Source organism: Agrobacterium sp. FDAARGOS_525, from assembly GCF_003938925.1.
In the GTDB taxonomy this organism is placed as follows: Bacteria; Pseudomonadota; Alphaproteobacteria; order Rhizobiales; family Rhizobiaceae; genus Agrobacterium; species Agrobacterium pusense.
In genome coordinates, this window is the sequence record NZ_RKIU01000008.1 from 72173 (window position 1) to 92686 (window position 20514).

Consider the following 20514-nt stretch of genomic DNA (forward strand, 5'->3'; position numbering starts at 1 on the left):
GAAGAGGCAAGGAACTCCCATGGCAGGCTATATCCCTCCCGTCGACGACATCTCCTTCCTGCTCGGCGAGGTCTTCGACTTCGACGCGCAGATGGCCACCCTTCCCGGCTTTGAAGAGGTCAATACGGAACTCGCAACGAGCGTCATGGAGGAAGGCGGCAAGTTCTGCGCCGAGATCCTCGAACCGCTCAACCGTCCCGGTGACGAGGAAGGCTGCAAGCTGGAAAACGGGCTGGTGACGACGCCGAAGGGCGTGTCCGACGCCTACAGGGCTTTCGTCGAAGCCGGTTGGGGCGGTTTGTCAGGCGATCCGGAATTCGGCGGACAGGGCCTGCCGCGCGCGCTGCAGATCCTGCTGGACGAAATGCTATCTTCCGCCAATCTCTCCTTCGGCCTGTTTCCGGGTCTGACCCGCGGTGCCGTCGAGGCAATCGCCCACCATGCAAGCGACGAGCTGAAGCAGACATATCTGCCGAAGATGATCTCGGGCGAATGGACGGGCGCGATGGCGCTCACCGAATCCTCCGCCGGCACCGACCTCGGCCTGCTCACCACTCGCGCAGAGCCGGTGGGCGACGGTTCCTATTCCATCAAGGGCACGAAGATCTTCATCTCCTCTGGCGATCATGATTTCGGCGGCAACATCGTGCATCTGGTGCTGGCCCGCCTGCCCGACGCGCCGAAGGGCGTGAAGGGCATCAGTCTTTTCCTGTCGCCCAAGTTCCTCGTCAAGGAAGACGGTTCGCTCGGAGACCGCAACCGCATGTCGGTCGGCTCGCTGGAGCACAAGATGGGCATTCACGCCCAGCCGACCTGCGTGATGAACTATGACGGCGCCATCGGCTGGCTGGTCGGCGAACCCGGCCGCGGCCTCAACGCCATGTTCACGATGATGAATGCCGAGCGCCTGTTCGTCGGCATTCAGGGACTGGGCATCGGCGAGGCCGCCAACCAGAAGGCCGTGACTTACGCCCGCGAGCGCCTGCAGGGCCGTTCCGCCGACGGTGCGCGTGGCCCCGTATCGATCATCGAACATGCCGACGTGCGCAAGATGCTGCTGACAGGTCGGTCGCTGACCGAGGCCGGTCGCGCACTCGCCATCTGGACTGCGTTGCAGATGGATATCGCCACCCGTCATCCCGATCAGGACACCCGCCGCAAGGCCGATGGCTTCGTCGCGCTGCTGACGCCGGTGGTGAAGGCCGCCTTCACCGATTTCGGCTTCGAGATCGCCGTCCAGTCGCAGCAGGTGTTCGGCGGCCACGGCTATATCCGCGAATGGGGCATGGAGCAGTATGTGCGCGATGCCCGCATCGCCCAGATCTACGAGGGCACCAACGGCGTGCAGGCCATGGACCTCGTCGGCCGCAAGCTGCCGATGGAAAACGGCGACGTGGCGCGCGGCTTCTTCGCGCTGGTGCGCGATGACCTTTCGACCACGAAGGGTCCGGCCGAACTGGAAACGGTTAAGGCCTCGGTCATCGAGGCTCTTGCCCGGCTGGAGAAACTGACGGAAGACTTGCTGGCCAAGGGTGCCGATCCGGTGGAGGCCGGAGCAAGCGCCACCGACTACCTGCGCTTCTTCGCGCTGGTGAGCTTCGGCTGGCTCTGGGTGCGCATGGCCGAAAAAGCCTCGGCCGATGCGACGACGCCGCTGAAGCAGCGCAAGCTCGCGCTTGCCCGCTTCTTTGCGGCCGGCCTCCTGCCGCAAACCGTCAGCCTCGACGCGGCCATCCGCGCCGGCGCTGCCGATATCATGGCGCTCGACGCCGACCTGTTCTGATTGAAGTCAGAGCATTTCCGGCGAGAACGGAGTCGCCGGAAATGCTCTATCCCTTTGTTTTCATGTAATTCCGGACGCAAAGCCGTTTCACACTTTCGCTGGAATTACTCTTGCCCGGGAGGAGAAGACCATGCTTGGCATGATGATGAATGCACCGCTGCTCGTGTCGTCGATCCTGCGTCACGCAGCGACCTATCACGGCAGCACGGAAGTGGTTTCGAAGACCGTTGAAGGCCCCATCCATCGCTACACCTATGCGGATCTTTCGAAGCGCAGCCAGAAGCTCGCCAACGCCTTGCAGAAGCTCGGCCTTGAGCATGGCGACCGGGTGGGCACGCTCGCCTGGAACGGCTACCGCCACATGGAGCTTTACTACGGCGTGTCAGGCTCGGGCTTCGTGTGCCACACGATCAACCCGCGCCTCTTCCGCGAGCAGATCGGCTACATCATCGAACATGCCGGCGACAGCGTGCTGTTCTCCGACCTCACCTTCCTGCCGATCCTCGAAGCGCTGGCCGACCGGCTGGCACCGCTGAAGGCCGTGGTCATCCTGACCGACGAGGCGCATATGCCGAAGTCGGAGGTTCTGCCGAACCTCGTCTGCTACGAAACGCTGATCGCGGACGAGTCGGACGAATTCGAATGGCCGGTATTCGACGAGAACACCGCGTCCGGCCTGTGCTACACCTCAGGCACCACCGGCGACCCGAAGGGCGTGCTCTACAGCCACCGGTCCAGCGTGCTGCATGCCATGGCGATCAGCTTCATGGATGTGCTCAGCCTTTCGGCCAATGACGCGGTGGTGCCTGTTGTGCCGATGTTCCACGTCAATGCCTGGGGCCTGCCGTTCGCCGCGCCGATGGTCGGGGCGAAGCTCGTGATGCCCGGTCCCAACCTTGACGGCGCCAGCCTGCACTCGCTGTTCGAAAGCGAAGGCGTGACGGCAACCGCCGGCGTGCCGACGGTCTGGCTCGGCCTGCTCGACTGGATGGATGCCCATGGCCAGAAGTTCACGAGCCTGAAGCGTGTCGCCATCGGCGGCTCGGCCACGCCGCCGATCATGATCAGCCGCTTCCACAACATGGGCGTCACGGTTCGCCATGCCTGGGGCATGACGGAAACGAGCCCGATCGGACTTGCGGCGACGCTTCTTCCCAAGCACGAGAAGCTTTCGGCGGAAGAAAGGCTCATGCTCGAATCCAAGCAGGGCCGCCCGCTGTTCGGCATGGAATTCCGCATCGACGGCAGCGACGGAAAGCCGGTGGCCCGCGACGGCAAGGCCTTCGGCGCCATGCTGGTGCGCGGCCCCTGGGTCGCGGCCGGTTACTACAACACGGAAAAGAGCCCGGCGCATGCCGTCGAAGGCTGGTTCGACACGGGCGATGTCGTCACCATGGACGAGGACGGCTTCGTGCAGATCGTCGACCGCACCAAGGACGTGGTGAAATCCGGCGGCGAATGGATCAGCTCGATCGAACTGGAAAACATCGCGCAGGCCCATCCGGCGATCAAGGAAGCGGCCGTGGTCGCCGCCCCAGACGCCCGCTGGGGCGAGCGTCCCGTTCTCGTCGTAGTGGTCAAGCCCGGCCAGACGTTCACGCGCCACGACATGCTCGATGTCTATACCGGCAAGATCTCCAGGTGGAGCATTCCCGACGACGTCATCATCGTCGAGGAACTGCCGCACACGGCAACCGGCAAGCTGCTCAAGACCGCGATCCGCCAGATCGTTCTCGACGAATACGAAAAGCGCTCGCCGGACGCGACGCTGGCTGGCTGAGGAAGACGCGACATGACCGAAGATGCGCAGGCAGTGAAGCTCTATCTCGACGACCTCACAGTCGGGCAGCGCTTCACCAGCCCTTCCCATGTGATGGAACTCGATGAAATCCGGGAATTCGCAGGGCGCTACGATCCGCAGTTTTTCCACCTCGACGAGGAACTGGCGCGCGACAGCCTGTTCGGCAAGCTCGCCGCCAGCGGCTGGCACACGGCGGCGGCCACCATGCGGTTGCTCGTACAGAGCCTGCCGCTGGCCGGCGGGCTGATCGGCGCGGGCGGGGAAATCGCCTGGCCCCGCGCTACATGGCCGGGTGATCGCATCCATGTGGAAAGCGAGATCGTCACGATTGCGCCATCACGCTCGAAACCCGAACGCGGCCTCGTCACCTTCCGAAGCGAGACGATCAATCAGGACGGCGAGATCGTTCAGGTGTTCACGCCGAAAATCATTGCTTGGTGGCGATCGTCGTGAAATCTTGGAGCTACGCGGCGAGACGCTATGGTACTGAGCGCTCATAGACACCAGATTTCCAGACACCCTCTTTCCCATTAATGGCAAAGGGGCCTCATCAGCAAATCAGATTTCAGCGAATTCACCTTGCAGCGGGCGCTGTCAGGCCTTCAACATGAAGCGCTTTTTTCGGTGGGGGCGGATCTTCTTCGGATCCATTCCAGTCGGCAATGCTATTTTCTTAGAATGATAGCGTCCGTCAAGGTGGTGTAATTTCGGGTGTGGGACCGGGCCGTCATGATCAGGCGGCTTTCGGTGTAATTTGAAGTGTCTTTTCCTCCTCGATTGTTGGTGTGTTGAGCTCTGCCATGCCCTCGATCTGCATGTAGCGGTGCTGAAGCTGCCATTCGTCGTTGGCTTCGAGGAGGACCGCTCCGATGAGCCGGACAATGCTGTCCTCGTTGGGAAAGATGCCAACGACATCAGCGCGGCGTTTCACTTCCTTGTTCAAGCGCTCCAGAGGGTTCGTGCTGTGGAGCTTGGTGCGATGCTGGGACGGGAACGCCATATAGGCAAGCACGTCAGCCTCTGCATCGTCCATGAATGTCCCAAGCTTCGGCCATCTGACGCGGAGCTGGTCGGCGACATGCCGCCATGTCTGAACGGCTCCGTCATGGTCGGGCTGGAGGAAGGCTTGGCGGATCGCAGCTGCCACCATGGTGTGCTGCCCCTTGGGCACATAGGCGAGCGCATTGCGCATGGCGTGAACCCGGCATCTCTGCCACGTCGCGCCGAGCACGCGGGTGATGGCGGCCTTCAATCCCTCATGAGCATCGGAGATGACGAGCTTCACGCCGGTCAGCCCTCGGCGCACCAGGTCACGCAGGAACGAGGTCCAGAACGGTTCGGCTTCAGAAGGGCCGATATGCAGGCCGACGATTTCCCGCTTGCCGTCCGTGTCGACAGCCACTGCGATTATTGCCGCGACCGAGACGATGCGTCCACCTTCGCGCATCTTCAGATAGGTCGCATCCAGCCACAGGTATGGCCACGCACCGGAAAGTGGGCGCCTGAGGAAGGCGTTCACACGCTCATCGATATCCTTGCACAGCTTGGAAACGGAGGATTTGGAGATACCGGTCATCCCCATGGCCTGCACCAACTCATCGACCTTGCGGGTCGATACACCATTGATCCAGGCTTCTTGAATGACGGCCACCAGCGCCTTCTCCACCGTCTTCCTCGGCTCCAGAAAGCCGGGAAAATAGCTGCCGGAGCGCATCTTCGGGATCTTCAGGTTCAAGGTGCCGAGCCGCGTGTCCAGCGTCCGGTCGCGATAGCCGTTGCGCCAGGTCTGGCGGCTTTCGCCGCGCTCGTAGCGTCCGGCTCCGATCAGGCCGTCCACATCGGCCTCCATGATCATTTGCAGCACGCTTTCGGCAATCAATCGAAGAAAATCCGGATCGCCGCTCTTCGCGGCAAGCTCGGCAAGAGGTAATCTGTCGTCGGTCATCGGGTATTCCTTTCGGTCAGGTTGAAGTCTCGCAACTCCACCTTCTCCGACGGGCCCGGTGCCCACCTGACGTCTCGCGGAAAACCAAAGCGAAATCTCCACCGCTTTCTCCACGAAAATCGCCCCCGAATTTACACCAGTTGCGCGGACGCTATCGACACGGGAGCAGCCGGCTCTGCTCGGACCGAGAAGGTTCGCAGATCGAAATCTCCGGTCGCCTTGGTCGCGCGCCAGTTGGCATAGCTACCCTCGACATTGATCGCAGTGATCTTGGCCGTCACCATCAGTTCGCCGAGTGCGGGCACCCGCACGTCCAGTTCCTGCCCGACGGCAAGTCCGTCCAGCAGGTCCTCACGCAGGTTGAAGGTGAACCATGCATTCTCCACGTCCACTACCGAGATCAGCGGCGCGCCCGCGGAAAACACCTTACCAATTTCGGCCATGCGGGCGGTGACTTCACCGTCGATGGGTGAGGTCACAGTCAATTCGGCGATATCCGCCTGTGTCTGGGCGACAGATGCTGCGGCTTGCTGGACCTGGGCCTCCGCCACCGCCTTCTCTTCGGCGCTATTGCCATTTTCCGCAAGGAGCAGATTTGCTTCTGCAGCTTCCCGTGCACGCATCGAAGCAGCAAGCGTGTTCGAAGCCTGATCCATATCAGCCGCGGAGGTGACAGTCGATTGAAGAAGCTTCTTGATTCGGTCGTACGTTTTCTCCGCCAAGACAAGATCTGCCTCGGCCTTAGCCAGCTCGGCCCTGCGCGCCGCAATGGTTTCCGGCCGGGTCGAGAAAGCAAGGTTCCGGTTCGCCTTCGCCACCGCAAATGCAGCCTCTCCGGTCGCAAGCCCGGCGTCGAGTTGCGGGCTATCCAGTTCCACCAGCAGCTGTCCGGCGGAGACACGGTCGCCGAAAGCAACAGGTGTCGCCTTTACGCGCCCCGAAACCCGCGCGGACAAGTCGATCCGGGTTGCCTCCACCTCTCCTTGTATCAAGAGGCCGCGAGACTGGCTCGCAGACCAGAAAAGGTAGCCGCCAATCCCGGCCGCCATGACCACTGCGGCCACCATTGTTTTTCGTACTGGCATTTGCAAATCCGGTAGCGGGCAGGATCACTTGCCCTAGTTAGGAAAATATGTATTTTCCTTATTGCAGAGACTTGGAGATTGTCAATGCCCCTCAAAGCCGATCCGCTCGACAAGCCACACCGGCGTTCACCCGGTCGGCCACCAACACGACCAGCTTCAGAAACGCAGCGGCTCCTGATCGAGGCCGCTGCTGCGGAGTTTCTGGCTAGTGGCTATGCCAAGACCGGTATAGAAACTGTCGCGCGGCGAGCGGGGATATCCACCCGCACCCTTTACAGATTCGTCGCGAACAAGGCCGACCTGTTTCGGATGGTTGCCGATCAGCGGATAGAGGTAAGTATCTCCGCGCTGGGGGAGCTGGTTACGGAGCCAATGTCAGGCGAGGCTGCCTTGTCACAGCTAGTAAGGGCCTATACCCGGCAGGCCCTCAGCCCCGAAGCATGCCTGACTGCAAAAATGATTATTTCCGAGGCCGACCAGTTTCCGGAGGTCGGGGAAAACTACCGCTCGTCGATTGTGCGAGTAGCAACAGCTTTTGATGAAAGGGTAGCGGCCTTATACGGGGACGGGGCACTGGACTGCTGTTCTTCGGCAACCGCCAGTGAACTCTTGCGCTGCATGATCATCGGTGTGCAGCGCCAGATACTCCTTGGACAGCGCGACAGAATGAGTGAAATTGAAATGGATGAACTCGCGGATCGATGCACGCAATTATTTTTACGTGGATATCGCGGTAGAAAGGTTGAATGCTAGACTGGATGAGGCAGCGTCCCTCGACTGTTACCAGCCTTTCTTCGGAAGTATCCCGCCTCATACGCCGAGGCCGGCATCATGGACGGGCGCACCGGTCCAGCCGCGGACAGTTTGGTGAAGCGCTGCCCGCCCTACAAAGCCGGCTTTGGCAGTTCAGTCGGGAAATCGGGCGCCTGGCCTGCCCCCATGGGGTGATCCGGTTTGAATGTTAGTGCATGCTCGGTCTGCTGGCCACCGCTGGTGTTGAAGCAGGTCCATTCCGGCGAGGCCAAACAGAGGCTTCGGGGGACGGTGGCTTATAGCCCAGCGATGAGTGCGGCCGCACAGTGTTGTAGTGACGTCGCCAGTTTTCGATGACGATCTTTGCCTCCTTGAGCGTGTAGAAGATTTCACCGTTGAGCAGTTCGTCACGGAGCTTCGAATTAAAGCTCTCGCAATATCCGTTTTCCCAAGGGCTGCCCGGCATGATGTAGGCGGTCTTGGCTCCCACTGCCGCGATCCACTCCCGTAGCGCCTTGGCGATGAACTCCGGCCCGTTGTCGGAACGAATATGGGTAGGGATGCCGCGCAGGATGAAGAGGTCGGACAGCACGTCGATGACATCGACGGCCTTCAGCTTTCTCTCGACCCTGATGGCGATGCATTCCCGCGTGAACTCGTCGATCACGTTGAGCATGCGGATTTTCCTGCCATTGTGCGTCCGGTCCTCGACGAAATCGTAGGACCAGACATGGTTTGGATATTCCGGCCGAAGCCGGATGCACGAACTATCGTTCAACCATAGCCGCCCGCGCTTGGGTTGCTTGTGCGGCACTTTCAGCCCCTCCCGCCGCCAGATACACTCGACCCGCTTGACGTTCACAATCCAGCCCGCCTGATGCAGCATCGCCGTGATGCGGCGATAGCCATAGCGGCCATACTGGAGGGCGAGCGCCATGATGTCGGCGGTCAACGCCACCTCATCATCCGGGGTCTTGGCGACCTTGCGCTGCGTCGAACGATGCTGACCGAGAACCCGGCATGCCCGTCTCTCGGACACTTTCAGTTCATTGATGACATGATCCACGCAAGCGCGACGACGGGCGGGGCTCAGAAGTTTCCCTTGGCGGCCTCCGCAAGAATCATCTTGTCCAGCGTGAGATCGGAAACGGCGCGCCGTAGCCGGGCATTCTCCACTTCCAGCTCCTTCAGGCGCTTCACCTGGTCGCCCTTCAAGCCGCCGTATTCGGAACGCCACCGGTAGTATGTAACTTCCGTCACGCCTATCGACCGGATCGCCTCCGCCATCGATTTTCCCTGCGCATTCAGAACGTCAACCTGACGAAGCTTCGTGACGATTTCTTCTGCCTTGTGTCTTTTCGCTGCCATTTCAATTTCCTTCTGAGGCTCATAAGCCATACTTCATGAAGGATCACTTCGCAGGGGGCAGACCACCGAGAAGGCGCGGCTTGATGTGTTCCGGCTTGAGCGGTTCCTTCAGCAGCGGATTGTCGAGAAGATAAATCTGCCCGACGGAAAGATAATTCGCCGCTCGCCAGTAACGATCGATCAGATCAATCTCACCATGAGACTGGGTTCCAAATCTCGCGTTATTTTCCGTAGTTATCATGGGTGTCCCTGCGGCTTCCAAAGGCTGCTTACATTCAATTTCAGTCGGATCTTGCTTCCAGCAGGATCAATCTAAGAATTCCATGAGCGCTGGACATCCGCGAATATTCTGGAAGCGAATGATCTCCATGTCACCACCCACTGTTCTGCCGGAAAATACAAGCTCATAGTCATCTTTCCTGAGTAGCCTCAGGCAACAAAGACCCGAGTTGTAGGCAATGTTTCTCGCCATCGACTCGTTGCAAGTGCCAAGGGAACGGTGGTTCCTGTAAATTTGGGATTCAGTACTTCTAGATGACCTTCCCTGTTCGCCTGCGTAGCCCGCCACTGAAGCGAACACCAAACCAAAGCCAACGAGGATAACCGTAGCGCGACGTGCGGCGTCAGATAAATGGAGGCTTTTAGTCAAAACACCGCCTCTTTGTTGTCGGAGCCGGTACGGATACGACGGACGCGCCTCTCGCTTCCAAATTCACTGGGCCAGCCTGATAACCTTCGCGCGGAATCTACTGTGGAGTTATCTTCTTGTGTCCGCATCATCGTAGAAATGCTCGAAAACGGCGAAGAGAGAAGAGAAAGAAAACAATTCCTATTGTCAGAAGAGCGACCAATTGTGGCCAGACGATACCAAGGCCCGCTCCCCGAAATAGAACTGATTGCGCCAACATGACGAAATGCGTATTTGGCGCAGCAAGCATGATGTCCTGGATAAACTGCGGCATGCTCTCTCTTGGAGTGAGCCCCCCGGAAAGTACCTGCAATGGCAGGAGAACCAGGATCAGCAGCATTCCGAACTGGGGCATGGAGCCGGAGATCGTCGCCAAGAAAATTCCAAGACTCGTCGTTGCAAACAGATGCAACGCGGCTCCCGTCAGGAAAAGCAACAGCGATCCGTGTATCTGGACATCCAGTGCGCCCTGGACAACGAATACAAGCGAGAAGGCAGTTGCTGTCAGCACCACAACGCCCATAGACCAAATCTTGCTGAGCATAATCTCCGTTGGCGTCACTGGCATCACCAGTAGGTGTTCAATCGTGCCGTGTTCCCGTTCGCGAATGAGTGCGGCGCCCGTTAGAATGATCGACAGGATCGTCGTGGAGAAAATGACGTTTGTTACGGCGCCGAACCATGCCCTGTTCAGTTCCTGGTTGAACTTGGTGCGCATGGCAAGATCCACCGGCAGGGATGTTGATCCTCGGTGGCGTCTAACGAACTCGCTAACTTCGCTGGAAAGGATCGATTGAATATAGCTACTGCCGTTGAAAGCCTGTGTCATGCGTGTCGCGTCGACATTGAGCTGGATCGTTGGTGACTTTCCACCCAAGAGATCCCGCTGAAAATTCGGGGGGATATCGATCGCAAAGGTATCCAGCCCGGCATCCATGCGCCTATCCATCTCATATTGTGAGATCAACTTGGGTGGACTGAAGTAGGGAGGGTAGAAAGCGGTGAGAATTCGCGATGACACCGGAGACTGATCTTCATCAACAACAGCGATCGCCGCATTGTTCAGTGTTTCAGGAACTGCCGTCGACGCCGTGTAGATAGACAGGGTGAATGCATACACGATCAAGAAAATCAGCATGGGATCCCGACCGAGGCCGCGCAATTCCTTGATGCCGAGATGTAGTGTGTTTGATATCCGCATGACTACACAGCCTGTTTCTTCAGCATGAGCGATGCCGCGCCGAGCAAAACGGGAACCGCAATGACCAAGGGGACGAATGCAGATGCGAGATCCCCGAAGGCGAGCGCTTTTGAGAATGTGCCGCGCGAAATCGTGACGAAGTATGTCGTCGGATAGATTTCCCCGATGAGCGCCCCCACGCCGCTCAACGAGGAGACAGGATGGATGAGGCCGGAGTACTGAACCGCCGGGATCAGCGTGATCAATGCCGTGCCGAAGAGCGCCGCGATCTGGCTCTTTATGAAGCTCGAGACCACAAGGCCCATACCTGTGGAGATGACGACATAAAGAAACGCCGCGGCGGTCAATGTCCAGAAACTTCCGGTCAGCGGCACCTGGAACACGACAACGGCGAAGGCTGCCAGGATACCAAAGCTTAACATGGCCAATACGACGTAAGGTATCTGCTTGCCGATCAGGAATTCCAGCCTCGTCACCGGAGTGACGTAGAAATTGATGATCGAGCCCAGCTCTTTTTCACGTACCACGCTAAGAACGGCAAGCATCGCCGGGATGAGAAGGAGCAATAGCGGTATGATCGCCGGCACGATTGCCACCAGGCTCTCGATTCCTGGATTATAGCGATATCGGAGCGCGACCTGATAATCGCCGACGGTCGCTGCGTCGCCGTAGATTTCGCGGGCTTTCTGCGTGATCCAATGCAGATGCATACCCTGCACGTATCCGCGGATGGTTTCACCACGCATCGGCATCGCGCCATCCACCCAGACACCGATCTCGACATCGCGCCCACGGGAAACGTCACGTGCAAAACCGGGTGGAATTTCAATTGCCAAGCTTATTTCGCCGCTACTCATTCGATAGTCGAGATCGGAATAGTCCGTAATAGGACGTTTCTCGGTGAAGTATCGGGAGCCAGAGATCTGGAGTGCATAGTCGCGGCTGACTGTCGTGTCGTCACGGTCCAGCACAGCGAATGTCAGATTTTCGACATCCATGTTGATCCCGTAGCCGACGACGAACATCAGAATGACACTGCCGAGAATGGCCAAGGTAGCACGTATCGGATCGCGCTGAAGTTCGAGGGTTTCGCGGCGCGTGTAGGCAAGCATACGGCGCAGGTCGAAGAAACGATGGACGGATGGAGCATGGGAGTGGGGTCCATTTGCCCCACCCGTCCTGTCAGCCAGCCGGTCTGGGGCGACTGAACCGGTCGGCTGACTGGCTGAACTCTGGATCGCATCCTCCAGATAGCCGATAAAAGCTTCCTCGAGATCAACTGCGGACTTGTTCTCGACAATGCTTTTCGGCGTATCGCTGACCAGAACCTTTCCGGCATGCATCAACGATATGCGATCGCATAACTCAGCCTCATTCATGAAATGAGTCGATACGAAAATAGTGACCCCATCCTTACGTGACAGATCGGCGAGAATCTGCCAGAAAGCGTCGCGGGCGACAGGATCAACACCGGAAGTAGGCTCGTCGAGAATGAGGATATCCGGTCCGTGGATCATAGCCACGCCGAGCGACAATCTCTGACGAATACCGAGCGGCAGCGATTCTGGCAAAACATCGGCGACGTCAACCAGATCGAAGCGCCTCACCATTTCTTCCACGCGGGCAGGAATAATTTCCTGCGGCAAGTGGAAGAGGCGAGCATGGAGTTCAAGATTCTGACGAACCGTCAGCTCAGAATACAATGAGAATGCTTGGCTCATATATCCGACACGTTTGCGGATCTCAATGTCGCGCGGGTCGACTTCCTCTCCAAAAAGCTTGGCAGTGCCTTCCGTTGCGCCGAGCAACCCGGTCAGCATCTTCATCGTTGTGGTTTTCCCACAGCCGTTGGAGCCGAGAAAACCGAATATCTCGCCGCGGGGGATACGGAAACTGACATTGTCGACAGCCGTGAACGTACCGAAGCGCATCGTCAGATTCTGCGCCTCGATCGCAATCTCCTGGTTTGCGGCCTCCGGGCGTGGCGGTATGATCACCTCGTGATGTCCGAGACGCTTTTCCTCTGGCAAAAGGGCTACAAAAGCGGCGTCAAGATTCTGCGTTCCAGTTCGCTCCAGCAGTTCTGCGGGCGAACCCGATGCCAGGACACGGCCTTCGTCCATTGCGACGAGCCAGTCGAAGCGCTGGGCCTCTTCCATATAGGCGGTTGCCACGATCACGCTCATCGTAGGACGTTCGCGCCGAATATCGTCTATGAGTTCCCAGAATTGCCTTCGGGATAGCGGGTCCACGCCAGTTGTCGGTTCATCAAGGATCAGCAGATCCGGATCATGAATCAACGCGCAGCAGAGGCTGAGTTTTTGCTTCATGCCGCCAGAAAGTTTTCCTGCCGGACGATCCGGAAATGGAGCGAGCCCGGTGCGTTCGAGCAGATCGGCAATTCGGCTCTCGCGCTCTCGGCGGCTTTGCCCGAACAATCGTCCGAAAAATTCGACGTTCTCAAAGACGGAAAGGGTTGGATACAGGTTTTTGCCCAGTCCCTGTGGCATGTAGGCGATGCGAGGGCACGTCAGGTGGCGGTGCCTCGAATCGGAAATATCTCCGCCGAATACCTCGACATGGCCAGCCTGAACTACCCGTGCACCGGCTACCAAAGAAAGCAGACTGGATTTTCCGACGCCGTCCGGGCCGATCAGGCCAACCATTACGCCTGAAGGGATATCGAGATTTACATCGTCCAGAGCTTTGACCTTGCCGTAAGACAACGACACCGCCTGCAATCGCGCAACCGAAGAGATCATCGCAGCGGAGGAGCAAGCTGCGGTCATCGCACGATCGCCTCTATAAGATGAGGCGGCCAGACTGCATCAGCGGCGATCTGAACGTAGGCCATGCCAGGAAGACCAGTCTTGACCTGCGAAACATATTTGCGCAACAAATCAGGCGATATCTTCGCCTTGATGCGGAACATGAGCTTTTGGCGCTCCTCCTCCGCCTCAACAGTCTTCGGCGTGAATTGAGCGACATCTGAAACGAAACTGACCTTCGCGGGGATGACATATTGGGGAGCGGCATCCAAAACCAAGAGTACATCCGCACCGATCGCCACGCGCCCAGCCTGACCCGTGGGAAGAAACAAGGTCATGTAAACATCGCCAAGATCGACCAGATTGAGAACCCTCCCTCCGGCCGAGAGGACTTCTCCCGGCTGTGCTACGCGGTATTGCACGCGTCCGTCACGCGGTGCGAGCAGCGTGCTGTCATCGATGTCGGCCGTTACCGTTTCTATCGCGGCCCGGGCTGATGCGACCGATGCTTCCGCGTCCACCACTTGTGCTTTCGCCGCGCTGATTCCTGCACGGGCGGCCGCAACAGAAGCCTTGGCTGCTGCGAGCGTCGCTTTCGCCCCTTGCGCCGCAGCCCTGTCGTTGTCGTAGGTCTGTTGAGACGCAGTATTTGCGGCGACAAGTTGCTCGGTTCGCGCAAAACGCCTCTCGGCGGCATCGAGCTCCGCCTCACGCTGGCCAACTACCGCAGTTGCCGCTTCATGCTGAGCCTCACTTTGCTGAACTAAGCTGCGGGCGGTGTCAACGCCGATAAGAGCACGCTGCAAAGATGCATCTGCTTGTCGACGTTGCGCCTCAAGCTGCGCCGTATCCATTCGTGCCAGAATCTGACCAGCGGTCACAAACTCACCCTCGTCAGCCAGGATCTCCTTTATCCGACCAGGAATTTTCGTGGAGATGTCAATCTCCACTGCTTCGATGCGACCATTTCCACTTGCGATGCCGTCAGGAAGACCGTCGCCCCCGTAATAACCGGCAGCTGTGTACCCCAATCCAGCGACAGCCATCCCTGCGACCACCAAAATCCAGCGCTTTCCAAGTCCAGCCATTCCCACAATCCACGCTCAAGCGACGGCGCTCATCGCGCACAATTAAATTCAGTCCTTGAATAGAATTACTCCAAGGAGATGCCATTCTTTGGCCAGTAATATGGGATGATACTTGGTGCATGTATACAAACATATACCACATCCACTTGTATTACTTAAGTCAAAATCGAATAACGTCTTTTGTCATTAAGTGTTGACCTCTTTAGTCACCGACTGTTGACTGCGTTGATAAATGCAGTTAATTCTTTCACGAGTCAACCGGGAACATGAGAAAACATGACCAATATGATTGTCACCTCCCGACCAGAGGAGGCTACCCGGGACCGGATATTGAAGGCCGCCATCCTGCGCTTTTCAACGCACTCCTATGAGACGGCCAGTCTTCGGGATATTGCCTCCGATGTAGGGATCGACGCGGCCTATGTGCACCGCAGTTTCGGCTCGAAAGAAAAACTGTTTCGCGAGGTCCTTCGAGTGGTCTTGCAGTCCGCTCGTCTGTCCGACGCGGCTACCGACGACCTTCCCCAGGCGCTTGCGTCCCAGTTGTTGGCACCAGTGTCCGAGCACGAAGTGCGCCCTCTGGATGTTATCGTGCGCTCGTTTTCCAGCCCTGAGGCGTCAAACGCGTTGCGAAGCGCCCTTATGGAGCACTGCGTTGTTCCGCTCTCTGAACGGCGTGAAGAGTTGTCGAACCGGAAAGCTGCGCTGATCCTCGCAGCGCTCGGCGGCATAGGTATCATGCGATATGTTGTCCGTAGCGAGCCACTTCTGGGTGGCGGTGATGAGGTGCTGCGGGAGATGATCGCGCTGATGATCGAGGCAACGATGAGCCTTGATGAGCGTGCGCTCCTGTCTCCGTCGACATTTCACGAAGAAGAACGGCTGCAGTAAGCCCTCCCTCGACGCAAAAGCGGGGGCGGCGAATATGCGCAACTGGAGATCGCTGGTACCTGAAGCCAGCAATAGTCAACGCACTAAAGCAACCGCCGCCATTTGGAGCGAGTGTGCCGCGGCCCCTGAAGAATGTTTCTACTGAGGAGAAGAAAGATTGCCTCAAAATGTGGAAAAAACGGAAGGTTATTCATCTCTTAGGGAGTTAGCTCTGGATCTGCGCTGGTCGTGGAACCATTCTTCAGATCTCCTTTGGCAGGAGATTGATGCGGAAACATGGGCAGCGACTCGTAACCCGATCGCTGTGCTTCATACGGTCTCGCGCGAAAAGCTCGCGGGCCTTTTGCAGGACGGTGGTTTCATGGGCAGGCTCGATCGGCTCCTGGAGGAAGAGCGGCAGGCGGAGAGCGCGCCTTCCTGGTATGATCGCGTCGATGACGATGCGAAACCGAAGGCCATCGCCTATTTCAGCATGGAGTTCATGCTAACCGAGGCTTTGCCGATCTATTCGGGTGGGTTAGGCAATGTAGCGGGAGATCAGTTGAAGGCGGCAAGCGATCTCGGTGTTCCCGTGGTCGGTATTGGGCTGCTTTACGGTCAGGGCTACTTCCGCCAGGCCATCAGCCCGGACGGTGACCAGGAGGCCCTTTATCCGACGAACGAACCTGATCAACTGCCGATACGACCCGTACGGGCCGCCGATGGAGAGCTATTGCGCCTGCAAATCGATCTTCCTGGCATGTCCATCTGGATAAGGGCCTGGGAGGTGAGGGTCGGCAGGGCGCGGCTCTACCTTCTCGATACGAACGATCCGGCCAATCCGGTGACGCTGAGGAGCGTGACCAGCCAGCTTTACGGCGGCGGACCGGAGACGCGTCTGAAACAGGAGATGATCCTGGGGCTTTGCGGCTGGCAGCTTCTGAAAGCGCTCGGGATCGAACCGGCAGTCTGCCATCTGAACGAGGGGCACGCCGCCTTCGCCGCCATCGAGCGGGCCCGGTGCTTCCAGGTGGAAAGAAAGGTGTCGTTTGCCCAGGCCGTCGCCGTCACCCGCGCTGGCAACGTCTTCACGACGCATACGGCGGTCAAGGCAGGTTTCGATCGTTTCGCGCCGGAATTGATCCGCAAATACTTCCGGCTCTACACGGAAAAGCATCTCGGCATAGAGATGGAGGAGTTTCTGGCGCTCGGCAGGCAGGATGCCAGAAATCCCCTCGAACCGTTCAACATGGCCTATCTGGCGGTTCGCGCGAGCGGGGCCGTCAACGGCGTCAGCGCCTTGCACGGGACGGTCAGCCGCAAGCTGTTCCAGCCGCTTTTCCCGCGATGGCCGCAGAACGAGGTGCCGATCGGACACGTCACCAACGGCATCCATGTCCCCACATGGGATTCCGTCAGTTCGGATAAACTCTGGACCGAGCATTGCGGAAAGGACCGCTGGAGAGGCAATCTCGACAATCTCGGTGATAAAATCAGCAATGCTGGAGCATCCCACCTGTGGCAGATGCGCTACGAATCGCGCAAAGCCTTGTGCGCGCAAGTGCGAAAGCAATATCTGGTGCAAAAGGTTGAAGATGGCGATATAGGGATCAGCCCGCAGGCCGCAAGAGACGTTTTCGATCCCGGCGCGCTGACATTGGGCTTTGCCCGCCGCTTCGCTACCTACAAGCGCCCCGCCTTGCTTCTTCGCGACCCCAACCGTCTGATCAGCATCCTGACGAACAGGGACCGGCCGGTGCAGCTGGTCCTTGCGGGCAAGGCGCACCCGCGGGATCTGGATGGCCAGGGACTTATCCGCCTGTGGCATGGCTTCGCCCGTAATCCCGAACTGCGTACCCGGCTTATTTTCCTGCGCGACTACAACATGCGGCAGGCCGAATGGCTGGTTCAGGGTGTGGACGTGTGGATCAACACGCCGCGCCGGCCGTGGGAGGCGAGCGGCACGAGCGGCATGAAGATCCTCGCCAATGGTGGATTGAACCTGTCGGAACTGGACGGCTGGTGGCAGGAGGCGTTCCGCCCGGAGGTCGGATGGGCGATCGGCGACGGACAGGAGCATGGCGACGACCCTGCCGTCGACGATGCGGAGGCAGAGGAACTCTATCGTCTTCTCGAAGACGAGATTATTCCGGAATTCTACGACCGGGATGCCGATGGTGTGCCCGAACGATGGATCGAAAGGGTTCGGGAAAGCATGGGGAGCCTTGCGCCACAGTTCTCCACCAATCGAAGTGTGCGCCAGTATGTGCAGGAATTCTATATTCCATCTGCGCAGGCCTATGATGCCCGCGCCAAGGCGCTGGGCGAGCCAGCCACAGATGTGGCCTTGTGGCAAGAGCGCTGGCGCGATCACGGCTCTTCGGTCCACTTCGGAACCGTTCACGCCGAGCGGCGGGGCGACACCCATTCATTCTCGATCGAGGTCTACCTCGGAGAGCTTTCTCCTGCGGATCTGGCGATTGAAATCTATGCCGATGGCATCGGCGGGGAAGCCCCGTTCCTGGGAAAAGCGGACCAGGAGGACAACGGCTCCAATCCGGATGGATACCATCGATACACATGCACGGTGCCGGCGGGCAGGCCTACAACGGACTACACGCCAAGGCTGGTTCCCTATCATCCCCTGGCGCGGATCCCGCTCGATCTGGCGGCCATCGTCTGGCGCGGATGAAACCGGCCATAGTGGGCGCCTCGATTTATAGAGGCTTATGTTCATCGCGACGACACAGAAAACGAAAGGATAGTGCAATGAGCAGACCTGAAAATGGGCAAGACGATAGGAGCGAAGACGATCCATCGGCGGTAGTGACCTCGAAGAATTCTGTACGGTTTTCTCGCAAAGTGGCGAAGGTGGGAGGATCTAAAAAGTCGCTTCGCGACGGACGAAAAGATGATCAGGATGACGGCGCTGTCTTCCGCTCCTGGGTAGTGCCCGAGGATGACGGCAAGCGAAGCTGACGCCGATAACGCTTGTGGGGACCGTCACATCACAGCCTGATCGGTCACGGCGTCATCCACAAGCTTCAGAAAGGAAGAAGAATGCACGATCTCGATGAAAACTGGATCCGCAACCGCGCCTACGAAATATGGGAGGCAGAGGGACACCCGGAGGGACGAGACCTCGATCACTGGCTGCAAGCCGCGAGCGATTATCTGGCAAAGGAGGGCGAGGCCCCTGCAGACCTGACGGTCGCGATTGACGGTACGGGCGCCGAACCGAAGGCTCCCGTGAAGAAACGATCCAGATCGGTTGGAAACGCCAAAGGCTGAGAACACTCCCGGCCGAGGGCACGTTTCACGCCCCCATCCGAAGGGCCGGCGTGCCCCCAAGACACGCGAAACGAATGAACGCGGCGGTTGCGCGTTTCGGCGCTCACCGAAGCGGCCCCAAAAGGAGAGACTTATGCCGTTAATGATCTCAACGAAGGCAACCCAGGACGATCTCGATCTCCTGCAAACAAAATGGGGATGGTTGGCGGCGGCCGGAATTGCCTTGGCGGCCCTCGGCTTGATCGCGCTCGGCGATGTTCTTCTCGCCACTGTCGCCACCGTCTTTTTTGTCGCCGCCGCGATGCTGGCCAGTGGCCTCGTGCAGGTCATCTATGCGTTTCAGGTCAAGGGCTGGGGGCGTTTCTTCGGTTACCTCTCGATCGGGATACTGTACGTTCTCGCGGGTATCTTCGCGTTCACCGATCCGTTGCTCGCCTCGACCGTCCTGACGCTTCTGCTGACGCTGAGCCTGTTCGCCGCCGGCGTTCTCCGTATCTTGGCGGGCTTTGCCTTTCGCGAAGCGAAGGGATGGGGTTGGCTCGTGGCGGCGGGGATCGTCACGGCCGTCGTCGCGGCCGTCATCCTTGCCGGATGGCCGGTCAACAGCCTGTGGCTGATCGGCGGGTTGCTCGGATTCGACCTTTTGCTCAACGGGGCCGCGTTGTGCATCTTCGCGTTCGCCTTGCGGCGGGGTCGCCCAAGCCCTCCAGCCTGACACGTTTCATAGAGCACCGCTTCCGGCAACTCCTCGGTAAAGTCATATCGTTCGCCAGATATCATGCTTACTCTCGATTTTATTCTCTGCGGGAGGCCAATGCGAATGGCTACGCATTGCGGTCAGATCCTGAGCTGGCAAGTTAACTTGATGTCAATCGCCTCAACTTCATGATCTTGTCGTTGAGTTTCCCTGCCTCTCGACCCCCATATTACGGATGGCCACCGCAAACCTTGATATTCCCGAGAAAATCGGACAATGGTCGAATTAAAAGGAAATTGGGTGAGTACGTGTCGCAATGACAGCCGCAAGCTACAAGCGATCAAACCGGTTGAGTGCGGGCGAACCAGGAGAAGGCTCAGGCCGTCAAAAGTATGCGAGAAAGAAAACAAGGCATTCCAGAAAATGGGATCGTTTCACGCGGCCAGTTCGTCAATTCGTCCGATATTGACTCCGCTGCGTGTTCTTTGTTCGCCCAACGCGGGTTCTCTCGCACAACGATGCGTGACATTGCGCAGGCCCTTGGAATCCAGGCGCCCAGTCTTTACAATCACATCTCCTCAAAGGGAGAGGTGCTTGACAGGATTCTGCTGACATCGATACGTGCTCAGCACGCAGATCTTGAGGCAGCATTGAAAGCCCTTGACGATCCTTTCTCCCGATTGCAAAGAGGAATGCAAGCTCAAATCGCATTTCGCACAGAGCATGTTGATGAGCTCCTCGTCGGCTCACGCGAAACCCTTGAACTTGATGACGAAGTGAGAACGGAGTACCTCTCATATCGTGATCGTCAGTATGACCTTTGGGCCGAAGTTGTAACGCAAGGGGTTTCGACGGGCGTTTTTCAGGTCCCGTCCGTCCGACTGGCGTCAATCGCCTTGTATGATATGTTCAACTATGTTGAACTACTCTTGCTTTACATCAATGAACGTCGTCCGGTTGAAGAACTCACCGCCTGGTATACGCAGTTGGCTCTTCAGATGTTGACGTCGGCGCCGACATCAGTTGCCGATATGCCTTTGGCCTCCAGCGCCAGAACGAAGAAAAATTAAGGGTGATCAACTCGCCCTGATCGTATCCTGCCTGCACCGCTTTCGGTACGCATCAGGATCGAGAATTTCAATCATCGCCTTCAGAGATGATCGCATGGTCCTTTGT

At 58.4% G+C, this 20514-nt stretch carries 16 protein-coding genes and 1 pseudogene; 10 read left to right on the forward strand and 7 right to left on the reverse strand.

From position 1 onward, the window contains the following. Positions 1 to 19 precede the first annotated feature (19 nt). From EGT36_RS29740 to EGT36_RS29750, 3 genes are all read left to right on the forward strand, one after another. Positions 20 to 1783, forward strand: coding sequence for an acyl-CoA dehydrogenase C-terminal domain-containing protein (locus EGT36_RS29740; protein WP_125271730.1), 1764 nt, complete (start codon positions 20 to 22; stop codon positions 1781 to 1783). Positions 1784 to 1913: 130 nt separating this feature from the next. Continuing rightward, the gene (locus EGT36_RS29745) at positions 1914 to 3563 is read left to right on the forward strand and encodes a long-chain-fatty-acid--CoA ligase (RefSeq protein ID WP_092938774.1); all 1650 of its coding nucleotides are present in this window, start codon (positions 1914 to 1916) and stop codon (positions 3561 to 3563) included. A 12-nt stretch (positions 3564 to 3575) separates the two neighbouring features. Beyond that, complete coding sequence (locus EGT36_RS29750) at positions 3576 to 4037, forward strand: MaoC family dehydratase (RefSeq protein WP_092938776.1); 462 nt, start codon at positions 3576 to 3578, stop codon at positions 4035 to 4037. Between the two features lie 280 nt (positions 4038 to 4317). Here the strand turns inward: EGT36_RS29750 and EGT36_RS29755 are convergent, their stop codons facing one another. Beyond that, positions 4318 to 5529 (reverse strand): IS256 family transposase, encoded by a 1212-nt coding sequence (locus EGT36_RS29755; RefSeq protein ID WP_125271731.1) that lies wholly within the window; start codon positions 5527 to 5529, stop codon positions 4318 to 4320. A gap of 131 nt (positions 5530 to 5660) precedes the next feature. Then, complete coding sequence (locus tag EGT36_RS29760; RefSeq protein WP_172965758.1) at positions 5661 to 6614, reverse strand: HlyD family secretion protein; 954 nt, start codon at positions 6612 to 6614, stop codon at positions 5661 to 5663. A gap of 84 nt (positions 6615 to 6698) precedes the next feature. On the opposite strand from EGT36_RS29760, the gene EGT36_RS29765 reads away from it, so the two are divergent. Further along, a complete protein-coding gene (locus EGT36_RS29765) occupies positions 6699 to 7367 on the forward strand; it encodes a TetR/AcrR family transcriptional regulator (RefSeq protein WP_125271732.1) in 669 nt (222 codons plus the stop codon). A 208-nt stretch (positions 7368 to 7575) separates the two neighbouring features. On the opposite strand, the gene EGT36_RS29770 is transcribed toward EGT36_RS29765, so the two are convergent. From EGT36_RS29770 to EGT36_RS29790, 5 genes and pseudogenes are all read right to left on the reverse strand, one after another. Beyond that, positions 7576 to 8735 (reverse strand): IS3 family transposase gene (locus EGT36_RS29770; RefSeq protein WP_125271733.1). Its coding sequence is split into 2 segments (ribosomal slippage): positions 7576 to 8471 and positions 8471 to 8735, totalling 1161 coding nucleotides; the frame shifts between segments, so codons are not numbered across the junction. Positions 8736 to 8799: 64 nt separating this feature from the next. Beyond that, positions 8800 to 8976 (reverse strand): annotated as a pseudogene (locus tag EGT36_RS29775) (phosphoketolase family protein); the annotation flags it as partial. Positions 8977 to 9511: 535 nt separating this feature from the next. Then, on the reverse strand, positions 9512 to 10624 hold the full coding sequence (locus EGT36_RS29780; protein WP_125271734.1) for an ABC transporter permease: 1113 nt from the start codon (positions 10622 to 10624) through the stop codon (positions 9512 to 9514). A gap of 2 nt (positions 10625 to 10626) precedes the next feature. Then, on the reverse strand, positions 10627 to 13413 hold the full coding sequence (gene rbbA / locus EGT36_RS29785; RefSeq protein WP_125271735.1) for a ribosome-associated ATPase/putative transporter RbbA: 2787 nt from the start codon (positions 13411 to 13413) through the stop codon (positions 10627 to 10629). After that, positions 13410 to 14480, reverse strand: coding sequence for an HlyD family secretion protein (locus EGT36_RS29790; RefSeq protein ID WP_125271736.1), 1071 nt, complete (start codon positions 14478 to 14480; stop codon positions 13410 to 13412). The genes rbbA and EGT36_RS29790 overlap by 4 nt, the downstream gene beginning before the upstream one ends. A gap of 276 nt (positions 14481 to 14756) precedes the next feature. On the opposite strand from EGT36_RS29790, the gene EGT36_RS29795 reads away from it, so the two are divergent. The 6 genes from EGT36_RS29795 to EGT36_RS29820 all read left to right on the forward strand — a co-directional run bounded on the left by EGT36_RS29795 (position 14757) and on the right by EGT36_RS29820 (position 20408). Next, entirely contained in the window at positions 14757 to 15371 is a 615-nt protein-coding gene (locus tag EGT36_RS29795; RefSeq protein ID WP_125271737.1) for a TetR/AcrR family transcriptional regulator, read from the forward strand. A 169-nt stretch (positions 15372 to 15540) separates the two neighbouring features. Continuing rightward, on the forward strand, positions 15541 to 18042 hold the full coding sequence (gene glgP / locus EGT36_RS29800) for an alpha-glucan family phosphorylase (RefSeq protein ID WP_286084391.1): 2502 nt from the start codon (positions 15541 to 15543) through the stop codon (positions 18040 to 18042). Between the two features lie 77 nt (positions 18043 to 18119). After that, positions 18120 to 18329 carry a hypothetical protein gene (locus EGT36_RS29805; protein ID WP_125271739.1) on the forward strand — a complete coding sequence of 70 codons (210 nt, stop codon included), beginning with the start codon at positions 18120 to 18122 and terminating at the stop codon, positions 18327 to 18329. Positions 18330 to 18410: 81 nt separating this feature from the next. Next, complete coding sequence (locus tag EGT36_RS29810) at positions 18411 to 18641, forward strand: DUF2934 domain-containing protein (protein WP_125271740.1); 231 nt, start codon at positions 18411 to 18413, stop codon at positions 18639 to 18641. Between the two features lie 133 nt (positions 18642 to 18774). Continuing rightward, entirely contained in the window at positions 18775 to 19356 is a 582-nt protein-coding gene (locus EGT36_RS29815; protein ID WP_286084385.1) for an HdeD family acid-resistance protein, read from the forward strand. Positions 19357 to 19730: 374 nt separating this feature from the next. Continuing rightward, positions 19731 to 20408: a TetR/AcrR family transcriptional regulator gene (locus EGT36_RS29820; protein ID WP_125271741.1), complete on the forward strand. Its 678-nt coding sequence runs from the start codon at positions 19731 to 19733 to the stop codon at positions 20406 to 20408. Positions 20409 to 20514 lie beyond the last annotated feature (106 nt).